This window comes from Kutzneria buriramensis, assembly GCF_003387475.1.
Classification (GTDB): Bacteria; Actinomycetota; Actinomycetes; order Mycobacteriales; family Pseudonocardiaceae; genus Kutzneria; species Kutzneria buriramensis.
On the sequence record NZ_QUNO01000012.1, the window covers coordinates 399,459 to 411,578 of the forward strand.

13 protein-coding genes are annotated in these 12,120 nt (G+C 70.0%); 5 read left to right on the forward strand and 8 right to left on the reverse strand.

Annotated features, from left to right (window positions below):
* Positions 1–55: 55 nt before the first annotated feature.
* Positions 56–1,285 (reverse strand): DUF1479 domain-containing protein, encoded by a 1,230-nt coding sequence (locus BCF44_RS33720; protein ID WP_116178455.1) that lies wholly within the window; start codon positions 1,283–1,285, stop codon positions 56–58.
* Positions 1,286–1,375: 90 nt separating this feature from the next.
* Here BCF44_RS33720 and BCF44_RS33725 point away from each other — a divergent pair, with 90 nt between their 5' ends.
* Entirely contained in the window at positions 1,376–2,413 is a 1,038-nt protein-coding gene (locus BCF44_RS33725; protein WP_246015886.1) for an ROK family transcriptional regulator, read from the forward strand.
* On the opposite strand, the gene BCF44_RS33730 is transcribed toward BCF44_RS33725, so the two are convergent.
* The gene (locus BCF44_RS33730; RefSeq protein WP_116178456.1) at positions 2,410–3,180 is read right to left on the reverse strand and encodes a VOC family protein; all 771 of its coding nucleotides are present in this window, start codon (positions 3,178–3,180) and stop codon (positions 2,410–2,412) included. The two genes, BCF44_RS33725 and BCF44_RS33730, sit on opposite strands and share 4 nt — an antisense overlap.
* Positions 3,181–3,277: 97 nt before the next feature.
* Between BCF44_RS33730 and BCF44_RS33735 the strand changes: the two genes are divergently transcribed.
* Positions 3,278–4,036: a class I SAM-dependent methyltransferase gene (locus tag BCF44_RS33735; RefSeq protein ID WP_246015896.1), complete on the forward strand. Its 759-nt coding sequence runs from the start codon at positions 3,278–3,280 to the stop codon at positions 4,034–4,036.
* Positions 4,037–4,039: 3 nt separating this feature from the next.
* Here the strand turns inward: BCF44_RS33735 and BCF44_RS33740 are convergent, their stop codons facing one another.
* Positions 4,040–4,699: a PadR family transcriptional regulator gene (locus tag BCF44_RS33740; protein WP_116178457.1), complete on the reverse strand. Its 660-nt coding sequence runs from the start codon at positions 4,697–4,699 to the stop codon at positions 4,040–4,042.
* 126 nt (positions 4,700–4,825) lie between these two features.
* Here BCF44_RS33740 and rlmN point away from each other — a divergent pair, with 126 nt between their 5' ends.
* Positions 4,826–5,932: a dual-specificity RNA methyltransferase RlmN gene (rlmN, locus tag BCF44_RS33745; protein WP_116178458.1), complete on the forward strand. Its 1,107-nt coding sequence runs from the start codon at positions 4,826–4,828 to the stop codon at positions 5,930–5,932.
* Positions 5,933–5,951: 19 nt separating this feature from the next.
* Here rlmN and BCF44_RS33750 read toward each other — a convergent pair whose 3' ends face one another.
* The 5 genes from BCF44_RS33750 to BCF44_RS33770 form a co-directional block, all read right to left on the reverse strand.
* Positions 5,952–6,713 (reverse strand): prevent-host-death protein, encoded by a 762-nt coding sequence (locus tag BCF44_RS33750; RefSeq protein ID WP_147328724.1) that lies wholly within the window; start codon positions 6,711–6,713, stop codon positions 5,952–5,954.
* Entirely contained in the window at positions 6,703–7,782 is a 1,080-nt protein-coding gene (locus BCF44_RS33755; RefSeq protein WP_147328725.1) for a transcriptional regulator, read from the reverse strand. The genes BCF44_RS33750 and BCF44_RS33755 overlap by 11 nt, the downstream gene beginning before the upstream one ends.
* A 195-nt stretch (positions 7,783–7,977) precedes the next feature.
* Positions 7,978–8,466: a beta-class carbonic anhydrase gene (locus tag BCF44_RS33760; protein ID WP_116178461.1), complete on the reverse strand. Its 489-nt coding sequence runs from the start codon at positions 8,464–8,466 to the stop codon at positions 7,978–7,980.
* A gap of 193 nt (positions 8,467–8,659) precedes the next feature.
* Positions 8,660–8,920 carry a DUF2631 domain-containing protein gene (locus tag BCF44_RS33765; protein WP_246015888.1) on the reverse strand — a complete coding sequence of 87 codons (261 nt, stop codon included), beginning with the start codon at positions 8,918–8,920 and terminating at the stop codon, positions 8,660–8,662.
* Between the two features lie 105 nt (positions 8,921–9,025).
* Complete coding sequence (locus BCF44_RS33770) at positions 9,026–9,292, reverse strand: GlsB/YeaQ/YmgE family stress response membrane protein (RefSeq protein ID WP_116178463.1); 267 nt, start codon at positions 9,290–9,292, stop codon at positions 9,026–9,028.
* Between the two features lie 149 nt (positions 9,293–9,441).
* Here BCF44_RS33770 and dxr point away from each other — a divergent pair, with 149 nt between their 5' ends.
* A complete protein-coding gene (gene dxr, locus BCF44_RS33775) occupies positions 9,442–10,665 on the forward strand; it encodes a 1-deoxy-D-xylulose-5-phosphate reductoisomerase (protein WP_116178464.1) in 1,224 nt (407 codons plus the stop codon).
* Positions 10,666–10,667: 2 nt separating this feature from the next.
* Positions 10,668–11,885 (forward strand): M50 family metallopeptidase, encoded by a 1,218-nt coding sequence (locus BCF44_RS33780; protein WP_116178465.1) that lies wholly within the window; start codon positions 10,668–10,670, stop codon positions 11,883–11,885.
* Positions 11,886–12,120: the final 235 nt, after the last annotated feature.

Genomic DNA, 12,120 nt, shown 5'->3' on the forward strand with positions numbered 1-12,120 from the left:
GGTTGGGCGGGTAGACTGGGTCCGGGGCCGCCCCCCTGGGAGTGGTGGGGGCTGCTTAGAGGCCGAGTTGGGCGCGGCCGATCGCGGTGAGGTCGGCGACGGTGGCGCGGTCCGGCCAGGTCGCCTCGTAGTTCTCGGGAGCGAAGTCGCCGGGGCTGTTGCCGGCCAGGAAGTTCCGGCCGCACTCGGCGGCGTAGCGGGCGTTCTTCTCGCACAGCGGCGCCGCCGGGATGTACATGACGTTGCCCCAGCGCTCCTGGTCGCTGACGTCGGCGACAGAGTGGATGACGTCGCAGTGCCACCAGACGGTGTCGCCGGGTTCGACGGCGGGGATGGGCGTGAGCGCGGGCAGCAGGGCGGAGTGCCACTGCTCGGTGACGGCGAGGACGCGGCCGTTGGCGGCGCCGCAGAGGTCGTCCTCGGGGACGTCGTCCTGGAGGGCGCGCAGCAGCAGGTAGGCCATGGCCGACGGGATCGGCACGACGTGCAGGACGCCGTCGGTGGGCCGCATGTCGGACAGCGCGGTCCAGCCCTGGAAGGTCCGGAACGCGGAGCACATCACCGTCGACTCGAACTCGTCGACCTCGGTGCGGTGGGCGCCGTCCCACGGGTCGTAGTCCGCCCACCGGCCGGCGAACACGTGCCGGAAGACCCGTTGGTAGGCCGGCAGAAGCCACCGTTCGACCGATCCGGAGTCGGTGTGCGCGGACAGGCCCTTGGACGACGAGCCGGGCTCGCGTCGGCGAATCCGGTCGGGGTAGGCGGTGTCCCGCGTGGGATCGAACCACACGCGGCCCTCGGATTCGTTGCGCCAGAAGGAGTTCAGGAACGTGCGGACGGCCGACATCCGCTCCGACTGGCGGGCCTCGATCTGCGGCCGGGACCAGTAGACGGGGTAGATCTGCGGCTTGCTGGAGGTCAGGCCGCCGAAGACGTCGTCGGCGGGGCCGGCGTAGCTGCCGGCGAAGTCGTTGCGCACCAGGTAGTCGGCGAGCTCGGCGTCCCATGCCTCGGCCTGCGGGCGGGGGAAAGTGCGGCGAACGACGGCGCAGCCGCGGCGGCGGATGGCATCGACCGTGGATACCGGGACGGTGCCGGCGGCGACCTCCGCGTAGTCGACGACGGGGAAGGCGGCGGCGCCGGCGCTTACCACCGTATGTACCTCTTCGAGCATGTCCTTCTCGACCTCGGCGAACACGCCGGCGTAGTCGCCGAGCTGCCGGCGGAGCCGGGCCTTGGTGTCCCGGATCGCGGCGCGGACGTCGGTGGGCAGGGTCGTGGCCACGGCGGCTCCTTTTGATTAGGACTCCTAACTAGAACATTTTGCTACGGTAGCCCCATCGCCAGCCAGCCACAAGACGCCGACACCCGGCAGTTGCCGCGCCTGAAGATGCTGCGGGAGCTGACCGACCGGGCCGTGCTGGACGACGTCTTCAGCCACGGCCGGGTGACCCGAGTCGAGCTGTCCGACCGCACCGGCATCTCCCGGCCGACGATCTCCGAGTCGGTGCGCCGGCTGGAGGCCGCGGGCCTGCTCACGGCCACCGGGTCGCGGGAGACCGGCCAGCGCGGCCGGATCGCCACCTTCTACGAGCTCGGCGCCGACACCGGGTACGTGGTTGCCCTGGAACTCAACCAGTTCGGCGTGCACGCCATCGCGTACGACTTGCGGCAGACGGAGTTGGCCGAGCGACGAGCCGAGCTGGGGGACGACCTGAGCGCCAAGGTCCGGGCGGCGATCGTCGACGTCGGAGCGCCCGGACCGCTGCGGGCGGTGGCGATCTCCGTCGCGAATCCCGTCGACCCGGCCACGCGCGAGGTGATCCCGCTGCCGGGATCGCCGTTCCCCGAAGGCTTCATCCGGCTCGACGACGTCATCGACGCGCCGCTGATGGTGGACAACGACGTCAACTGGGCGGCGCTGGCGGAACGGCGGGCGGGCGCGGCTCGACAGGCGTCGAGCTTCGCGTACGTGCATGTGGGCGCGGGCATCGGCATGAGCCTCTACCTCGGCGATCAACTGGTCCGCGGCGCGCACGGGCTCGCCGGCGAGATCGGCTACCTGAGAGTCGGCGACACCGACGTCACGTTGACGGATGCGTTGCTACGACAGGGATTCGGCACGCCGCCGGCGATCGACGTGTCGACCGTGCTGGCCGGCGACAAGCGCGGGTTCGGGACGGTCATCGGCCGCGCGGTGGCCTCGGCGTGCACGGTGTTCGACCCGGAACTGGTGCTGTTCGGCGGGCCGCTCGGCGGCCATCCCGAGATCCTGCCGCACATCCGGGCCGCGCTGGACGGGGCGACGCAGGCCCCGGTTCGCGTCGAGGCCGGCGAATTCGGTGACGCCGCACCGCTTCGAGGCGCCCTGGCGTGGGCGGTCGACCACGGCCGCGGGCAGTTGTTGGCCTAGTCGTCGTACGGGTCGACGGGTTCCTCTTCCTCCTCCGACGGCTCGATCACCGAGAACGTGGCCCCCTGCGGGTCGGCCAGCACCGCGACCCGGCCGTACGTGGAGTCGAACGGTTCCAGCACAACGGTTCCCGCCAGCCGGCGCGCGCAGCGGGCCGCCTCATCGGTGTCGGTGACGCGGAAGAACACCGTCCAGTGCGGCGGGGTGTCCGGCGGGAACTCGGCGTCCATGCGATAGCGGCCGAGCACCGCCCGCGCGCCCAGCCACCACACCGTGTAGTCCAGCTCGACGCCGTCGCCGACCTGGCCCTGGCTGTATCCGAACAGGCCGCGGAAGAACTTGTCCGCCAACTGGCCGTCACGCGTGTTCAGATCGGCCCACTCGAAGCTGCCCGGAATTCCGCGCGCCAGCGTCACATCCGGCCTCGGGGCGCTGAGCGCGATCACGCCGCCGCTGGGATCCTCGGCGATCACGATGCGTCCCTCCAACGGGCCGCGCACCACGCGGCCACCGTGTTGGCGCACCCGTTCCGCGGCGATCCAGGGATTTCTGACGGCCAGGTGCAGCCGCCATTCGTGGCGTCGCCCGGGATCGATGCCGGCCGCCACCTCGTCCGGGCCGACGTGCGCGAGCGCGCCGCCGCGACGGTCCACTGTGTACCGCCAGCCCAGCAGTGCGGCGTAGAAGTCGCGGCTGGCCGGCGGATCGGTGCTGTCGAGACTGACCCAGCATGGCGTGCCGGAGAGGATGCCGTTGGCGTGCGACATGGTGGCACCTCCTCGCGTGTTCACGGCGTGTAGTCAATGGTCAACGCAGCATCATCCCCATGGCAAGCCGCCACATGATTGGCTTGTCGCCATGGGGATGACGTGGGTGCCGCAGCTGGCGGCGCGGATGAGGGCCAGACTGACTGCCGTGCACGTGCTTCCCAGTCCCAACATCTGGCAGTGGCCCGAGCTGTACGCGGTGGAGAACCTCGCCCAGGACAGCACCGGCGAGATCTGGCGCGCGCTGCGCGCCGAATGCGACTGGGCCGGGCTGGACGTCGTCGATGTCGGTTGTGGCGACGGGTTTCACCTGCCGGCGTTCGCCCGTGACGCGAGGAGCGTGACCGGCGTCGAACCGCACCCGCCGTTGGTGGAGCGCGCCAAGACGCGGACGCGTGAGGTCGACAACGTACGTGTGCTGGAAGGTGGGGCGCAGCGGCTGCCGTTGCCGGACGGCTGCGCGGATGTGGTGCACGCGCGCACCGCGTACTTCTTCGGGCCCGGCTGCGAACCCGGGCTGATCGAGGCCGATCGGGTGCTGCGTCCCGGTGGCGCGCTGGCGATCGTCGACCTCGACGGGGCCGCGCCACCGTACGGGAAGTGGCTGTGCGATGACGTTCGTAACTACGATCCCGTTGCGGTGCAACGGTTCTTCGACGAGCAGGGATTCAGCACCCGGCGGCTGTCGACGGTGTGGCGGTTCGAGCGGCGGCCCGATCTGGAGGCCGTGCTGCGCATCGAGTTCTCGGCCAAGGTGGCCGAGCGCGCCATCGCCGAGACGGCGGGCACGGAGATCCCGGTCGGCTATCGGCTGCACGTGCGGCGCAAGCCGGCCGGGATCATCCTGCCTTCGTGACCACTACTCCGCGTCCTCGGTCTCGGCGTCGACGTCCTCGGCCAGCAGGCCGTAGATCCGCCGCTTCGCCTCGTTGATCGCGTCGACGGCGCGGGACTTCTGGTCCTCGGTGCCGGCGTGGGTGATCTGGTTCACGGCCATGAACAGCTGGTGCAGGGCCGCGTGCAGCTCCCGGACCTCGTCGGCCTCGCCGACCGCGTCCGCCCAGGGCTTGGCCTCGCCCAGCTTGGCCGCCTCGGCCCGGCCGGACTCGGTGAGCGTGAACAGCTTCTTGCCGCTGGTCGCGTCGGCCGTGATCAGGCCCTCGTCGTCGAGCATCTGAAGCGTCGGGTAGACCGAGCCGGGGCTGGGCCGCCAGACGCCGTTCGTGCGCTCGCCCAGTTCCTGGATCATCTCGTAGCCGTGCATCGGACGCTCCGCGAGCAGGGCCAGCACCGCCGCGCGGACGTTGCCACGGCGCTGCCGCCGGCCGCCGCGGCGGCCGCCGCGACCGAAACCGGCCATCGCGCCGAGGGCGCCCGGCCAGGGACCGCCGGCCGCGAAGGGCATCGGGCCCATCGGCGGCTCCGGCGGGCGGGGCGGGGTGTGGTGCGGGAAACCGCCCGGCAGTGTGCCGAATCCGTGTTCACGCTGGAAGTGGCTGTGGTTGTGATGGCTGCGCATGATGCGCTCCCTTCGGGTTGGTGTGTCGTTCTGACGTCGCTAACGATATATCGCTGACATATCGCGATACAACGATCGATTGTGTGACCCGCGTCACGTTCGCTGGCATGGGAGAATGGATGGGTTATGACTGCGCTCCCCCTTGTCTTCGATGCCCCCCGCCGGGCCATGCCGCCGCGACACCTCGCCGACATGTCCGCGGCCGAACGCGCCCAGGCCGTCGCCGACCTCGGGGAGAAGCCGTTCCGGGCCAAGCAGCTGTCCAACCACTACTTCTCGCGGCTGACCGTCGACCCCGAGGCGATGACCGACATCCCCGCCGCCGCGCGGGAACGGCTCGTCGGCGCGTTGATGCCCAGCCTGCTCACCGAGGTGCGCAAGCTCAGCTGCGACGACGGCACCACCCGGAAGACGCTGTGGCGGGCCCACGACGGGACGCTGCTGGAGAGCGTGCTCATGCGCTACCCCGACCGGGCGACGCTGTGCATCTCCAGCCAGGCCGGCTGCGGCATGGCGTGTCCGTTCTGCGCGACCGGGCAGGGCGGGCTCACCCGCAACCTGTCCACCGCCGAGATCGTCGACCAGGTCCGGTCGGCCGCCGCCGCGATGCGTGACGGCGAGCTGCCCGGTGGGCCCGGCCGGCTGTCCAACATCGTGTTCATGGGCATGGGGGAGCCGCTCGCCAACTACAAGCGTGTGATCGACGCCGTGCACCGCATCTGCGACCCCGCCCCTGACGGTCTGGGCATCTCGCAGCGGTCCGTGACCGTGTCGACTGTGGGGCTCGTGCCGGCGATTCGGAAGCTGACCGAGGAGGGTCTGCACGTCCGCCTGGCCGTGTCGCTGCACACGCCCGATGACGAGCTTCGGGACACGCTGGTGCCGGTGAACACGCGGTGGAAGGTGTCCGAGGTCCTTCAGGCCGCTCGCGGCTACGCGGACAAGACCGGGCGGCGGGTGTCGATCGAGTACGCCCTGATCCGGGACGTGAACGATCAGGGTTGGCGGGCCGACATGCTCGGCAAGAAGCTGCACAAGCACCTCGGACAGTACGCCCATGTCAACCTGATCCCGTTGAACCCCACGCCGGGTTCCCAGTGGGACGCGTCGCCGAAGCCGGTACAGGACGAGTTCGTACGGCGGGTCAAGGATCAGGGCGTGGAGTGCACCGTGCGTGACACCCGTGGCCAGGAGATCGCCGCGGCCTGTGGGCAACTCGCCGCCGAAGGCTGAGGTCGTCGGATCCGGCTGATCACCGCAGCGCGGCGAGCAGCAATTCTCCGATGAGAGCGACGGTGTCCAGCGGAGTGTCTGCGCCTGCCGGCGTTGTCCGTACAAGGCGTAGGGTTCGGCCGGCGTTGTCGGCGAACCAGCCTTGGGAATGCAGGGCGGCGTCGTGCCTCAACTGCTCGCCGGAGACTGCGAACTGCGTGCGAACCGCGGGTCCGGTCTGAGGGTCGAGAGCCAGCCGGATGATGTCGAGGATATCCGTGGCTTCCTTGGTTTTCGACCGGTTGGGCAGGGCCTGGAGCTTCGTGGCGACGAGCGGCCCCGGCTCGGCGACCTTCACCGAGTGTTCGAAGGCCGTTCCGCCCGCGGCGGCACGGATGCGGAGCGGTGTCGCGGTCCTGAGCGCCCAGTCGTGCGCCAGCGCGTAGAGGCGGTCGTTCGGATTCTCGGACAGGTCGGTGAGTTCCCGTTCGCTGATCTCGAGAACATCGATCCGGACTTCGCCGGAGGCAGTGGTGATCATCGCACCGGCGCCGTCGACCGCGGTTGCGCCACTGGCGAGTAGGACCTCCAACTGTCCACGTTCGCCGTCCGCGCGGCGGTTCACGGTGTCGACGTCGGTCGTGACGCGATGGGCTGCCGTTCCGAGGCGGGAGAGCATGGCCAGGCCGCCGACGAGCGTGACCGGTCGGCCCGGTCGATGCTCCACCACGGGAATCGCTTGCAGGAGCGCGAATGTGCCTTGGCCGAACAGATCGACGCGCGTGGGGGTATCACCAGACACGGGCCACGTCCGAAGGCGGAGTCCAGCCGTCGAGGATCTCCCGGCCGCGGCCGGGGTCAGAGGCCAGATCGAGCGCGACGAACAGCGGATGAGCCAGTGGCCAGTGTGTCTCGGCGTCTCGGGCTGGCCGGCGGGTCGCACACACTTGAGGTGCGGGTGCGACATGCAGGGTTGCGCCCCGGGCCGCGTCGGACATGGGAACGCCGAGCATGGTCGCGGCTCTGTGAGCTGTCGCCTCGTCCGGAACGTAGAAGTCCGGCGGATAGTCGGCGCGGACTCCCGCCGGTGCGCCGTAAGCGGCTGCGGCCAGCGTGTCCGTGAGTGCCCAGCCGCTGCTGCCGGTCACATCGTCCCAGGCTGTGCGCAGGACTTCGGTGATCGCAGGATCGTGAAGGATGTCGATTCGGCTGACGGTGGTCGTGGCCGGTCGCCATGCGTCGGCCGTTTCCCAGAACAGGTCGGGCACGATCGGGAGATGCCCGTCGTCGAGCAGCTGCGCGTTTCGCAACGCGGAGACCGCGGCGGAGATGCTGCTGGGGGACCGATCGAGCTCGCGGGCGAGTCGGCGGATCGAGGCAGGTTGGTCGGGAGTGAGCAGCAAGGACGCTGCGACCTCGAGTGTCACCTTGCCGGCGAATAAACGCGGGCGCCGCATGGGCTGAGCTGTCGCGGGCACGTTCGTGTCGATGTGAATGCCCGGGCTGATCAGGCGTAGCTGCCCACGCAGATCGAGCCAACCCCAGCCGTTGTCCGCCAGTAGTTGTCGCGCACCGGCGACAACGCGGTCGGCGACAACGAGGTGCGCCGAACCGATCACTGATGAGCGCGGCGTTCGGAGCCACTTGGCAACGATCTCGGGAGTGGCGGTCGCGACGGCCTTGACGTCGACGGCCAGCCGCGTTCCGTGAATGTCGAGCAGCAGATCGGTAGCAGTGTCGGACGCCGTCGGGGGTCTGGCGCCGATGCCTACCGCGGCGAACGCGGCCACGGCGGCGTCCAAGGCAGCTTGCGAACTGGTGGGCACCGGCCCATGGTCGTCGGTGTTCGGTGTTCTGTCAATACCGAACACCGAACACTGCGACCATGCTGCATCAGTGGACGATGGGCCCTGCGCTCGTGAACGGCAGCCGAGAGGGCGACGACGGCTGTGTGACCGGCGAGCGAGAGGTGACCTCGCACGGAAGTAGTGTGGGCAGCTGAACTTCCTGGCCGTCAGGAATGAGCCGCGTCCACGGGGGACACGGCTCATGTCCGGTGTGGACTGTCAGGCGACCTCGTTGAGTTTGCCGGTGGCGACGTCGAAGACGAAGCCGCGGATCTGGTCGGTGTGGGGGACGAAGGGGCTGGCCTGGATGCGGGCCACGGACTGGCGGACGTCGGCGTCGAGGTCGGCGAAGGCCTCGGCGGCCCACGGCGGTTTGATGCCGGTCTCGGCCTGGATGTCGGCCTTGAACTGATCATCGGTGAAGGTGAGCATGCCGCAGTCGGTGTGGTGGATGAGGATGACCTCACGGGTGCCGAGCAGGCGCTGGCTGATGGCCAGCGAGCGGATCTCGTCGTCGGTGACGACGCCGCCGGCGTTGCGGATGACGTGGGCCTCGCCCTCGGCCAGCCCCAGGATGCCGTAGACGTTGAGCCGCGCGTCCATGCAGGCGACGACGGCGACGTGCTTGGCGGGCGGCAGCGGCAGGGGGCCGGTGAAGGTGGCGGCGTAGGCGGCGTTGTTGGCCAGGAGTTCATCGGTGACGGACATACCTGTGGTCCTTCGCTCGAAAGGGAAAGAGACACACGAAGGCCGCGTCCACGGGAGGGACGCGGCCTAGTGACAGGCTTCGTCGAACAGGCGGACGCGGCGGGTCGGCCAGAAGGCCTCCAGCGACGTCACGCCCATGCAGCCGAGTGAACTGAGCCCCGCGCACCGGCGCAAGGGCGTCCCACCAGGTGGGTCAGCGGCGCCACGCGGTGCGGCTGCGGATCCGGTCCCAGATCAGCGCGAGCACGATCACGGCGGCGGTGGCGATGAGGTAGATGTCCTCGATGTGCCCGCGGTGGTTGCCGATCAGCATCAGCAGCATCGCGATGGCGGTCAGCCAGCCGGCGATGCGGGTGGCCTTGGGGAAGGAGCCGTGCCAGCCCCACTCGACGGACGGCTCGTCGTGCGGGTCGACGACGCTGCCCGGACGCTTCTCCAACTCCGACGACGCCACGATCGCTCCTGGTCTGACTAGGGTTTCCAACGCCGTCATGGTCTCACACGGAGATGACGAGGCACCCGGGCGGGTGGCCGGCCGGGCGCCTCGTCGGGAAACGGCCTACGCGCGGGACCTGCGGCCCGTCACCAGCCGGAAGATGGCCAGCACGATGACGGCGCCGAGGATCGCGAGCAGCCATGTGCGGAGGTCGAAGAAGCCGCCGAGGTCGGTCTGGAAGATCGCCTTGCCGATGAACCCGCCGACGAAGCCGCCGACGATCCCGAGCACCGCGGTCAGGATGATGCCGCCGCCGTCGCGGCCGGGCATGATCGCCTTGGCGATGATGCCGACGATCAGACCGAGCACGATCCACCCGATGACGCCCACAGGGTCACGCTCCTTCCGCCGGGCCGGCGTGTCCGGCCCGCGCTCGCCTCTGATTTACCCCCTTGACCGATCATCACGCACCTTTTACCAACTCGTTATCATCCGACTGTGCTGTCCGTGACCGCGCCCGATCGGCGAGAATGGCCGCGATGGACACCGCGAACCCGCGGGTGCTCGTGCTCGGCTCGACCGGGTCGATCGGCACCCAGGCCCTTGACGTCATCGCCGCCAACCGTGACCGCTTCCGCCTCGCCGGCATCTCCGCCGGCGGCGCCGACCCGGCCCTGCTCGCCCGCCAGGCGCTCGACCACGAGGTCGACGCGGTCGCGGTGACCCGGGCCACCTCGGTCGAGGACCTCCAGCTCGCCCTCTACGCCGAGGCCCAGCGTCGCGGCTACGCCCGCGGCGACTTCCGGCTGCCCCGCATCCTGGCCGGCCCGGACGCGAACGAGGAGCTGATCGACTCCACGCCCGCGGACGTCGTCCTCAACGGCCTGCCGGGCTCCCAGGGCCTGCAGCCCTCCCTCAGGGCGCTGGCCACCGGCGCCCGCCTCGCCCTGGCCAACAAGGAATCCCTGATCGCCGGCGGCGCGCTGGTGCTCAGGGCGGCCAAGCCGGGCCAGCTGGTGTCGGTGGACTCCGAGCACTCGGCGCTGGCGCAGTGCCTGCGCGGCGGCACCGAGGCCGAGGTGGCCCGGCTCGTCCTGACGGCGTCGGGCGGCCCGTTCCGCGGCAAGAAGCGGGCCGACCTGGCCGGCGTCACGGTGGACCAGGCCATGGCCCACCCCACCTGGTCGATGGGCCCGCTGATCACCACGAACTCGGCCACGCTGATGAACAAGGGCCTGGAGCTGATCGAGGCCCACCTGCTGTTCGACGTCCCGTACGACCGCATCGACGTGGTGGTGCACCCGCAGTCGGTGATCCACTCCATGGTCACCTTCGTGGACGGCTCGACGCTGGCCCAGGCCAGCCCGCCGGACATGCGGCTGCCGATCTCGCTGGCTCTGGGCTGGCCCGACCGGGTGCCGGGCGCGGCGAGCGCCTGCGACTGGAGCAAGGCCGCCACCTGGACGTTCGAGCCACTGGACAACGAGACCTTCCCGGCCGTGGAGCTGGCCCGCAGCGCGGGCACGGCCGGCGGCTGCCTGCCGGCGATCTACAACGCGTCCAACGAGGAGTCGGTCGCCGCCTTCCTGGCGGGAAACGCTGCCTTCACCTCCATCGTGGACACTGTTGAGCGGGTGCTCACCGAAGCCGACCAGTGGCGCGGGGAACCCGCCGATGTGGCCGAGGTGTTGGCCGCCGAGGACTGGGCCCGCGCGCGAGCGCGTGAACTGGTCGCGCGACCTGTCGGTTCGGGAAGGGACTGAGTGTGCTGTACGTCCTGGGTGTGGTGCTGTTCGCGCTGGGCATCGGCATCTCCGTGGCCCTGCACGAGTTCGGCCACCTGCTGACGGCCAAGGCCTTCGGCATGAAGGTGACCCGGTACTTCATCGGGTTCGGCCCGAAGATCTGGTCCTTCCGCCGCGGCGAGACCGAGTACGGGCTCAAGATCATCCCGGCCGGCGGGTTCTGCGACATCGTCGGCATGACCGCGCTGGACGAGGTCGCCCCCGAGGACGCGCCGCGCGCCTTCTACCGGCAGAAGACCTGGAAGCGGGTCATCGTGCTGTCGGCCGGCTCGATCACGCACTTCCTGATCGGCCTGCTGGTGGTGTTCGTCGCGGCGATCTCGCTGGGCCTGCCCAACTCCGACGACCAGCCGATCGCCGGCCAGATCGCCCAGTGCGCGCAGGCCACCCAGGACCCGGTCACGGGCAAGTACAGCGACTGCACGCCGTCGGACCCGGCCCCGGCGAAGGCGGCGGGCATGCAGGTCGGCGACCGGGTGCTGTCGGTCGCGGGCCGCCCGATCTCCACCTACACCGACATGGTGAACATCACCCACGACGCCAAGGGCCCCACGCCCTTCGTGGTCGAGCGGGACGGCAAGCAGCTGACGCTGACCATCGACGTGGTCAAGGTGCAGCGCATCCTGGACCTGACCAAGCCGCTGGGCGCGAACGACCCCACCGGGTCGGTGGGCGCGATCGGCATGGTGCGCTCCAACACCGTCACCTACGGCCCGATCGCCGCGCTCGGCGCGACGGGCGTGTTCACCGGGCAGATGTTCGAGGCCGTGTGGGAGGGCCTCAAGGCGCTGCCGACGAAGATCCCGGCGCTGCTGACCGCGATCGGCGGCGGCCAGCGCGACCCGAACGCGCCGGTCAGCGTGGTCGGCGCCAGCCTCATCGGCGGCCAGGCGGCCGACCTCGGGGCCTGGTGGTTCTTCGTGATCCTGTTGGCCAACCTGAACTTCTTCGTCGGCGTGTTCAACCTGTTGCCGCTGCTGCCGCTGGACGGCGGGCACATCGCGGTCAACCTGTACGAGCGGGTGCGCGACCAGGTGCGCAAGTGGCGGGGCAAGCCGGCCGGCGCCCCGGTCGACTACCTCAAGTTGCTGCCGCTGACCTATGTGCTGGTGCTGCTGGGTGGCGCGTACACCCTGTTGGCCATCACCGCGGACATCGTGAATCCGATCAAGCTGTGAACGCTGGGTCGACCAGGTGGTGACGCTGCGTGAGTATCTGTAGCGTCACGTAGCCGCGGCGCGCGTCCTGGACCGTTCAGCCGGTAAGTTGTAGGCGTAGAGGACCCCGTCGATCTGAATGGATCAGCATGGTTGTCAGCCTTGGTATGCCTGCGACTCCGCCGCCGGTGTTGAGCGAGCGGCGCCGGACCCGGCAGCTGCGCGTCGGCTCGGTCGGCGTCGGCAGTGACTACCC

Bases quoted from the DNA above. Each gene is read 5' to 3' on its own strand.
- BCF44_RS33760 (WP_116178461.1), bottom strand. From the start codon at position 8,466: ATGTCCGTCACCGATGAACTCCTGGCCAACAACGCCGCCTACGCCGCC.
- rlmN (WP_116178458.1), top strand. From the start codon at position 4,826: ATGACTGCGCTCCCCCTTGTCTTCGATGCCCCCCGCCGGGCCATGCCG.
- BCF44_RS33740 (WP_116178457.1), bottom strand. From the start codon at position 4,699: ATGCGCAGCCATCACAACCACAGCCACTTCCAGCGTGAACACGGATTC.
- BCF44_RS33735 (WP_246015896.1), top strand. From the start codon at position 3,278: ATGACGTGGGTGCCGCAGCTGGCGGCGCGGATGAGGGCCAGACTGACT.
- BCF44_RS33730 (WP_116178456.1), bottom strand. From the start codon at position 3,180: ATGTCGCACGCCAACGGCATCCTCTCCGGCACGCCATGCTGGGTCAGT.
- dxr (WP_116178464.1), top strand. From the start codon at position 9,442: ATGGACACCGCGAACCCGCGGGTGCTCGTGCTCGGCTCGACCGGGTCG.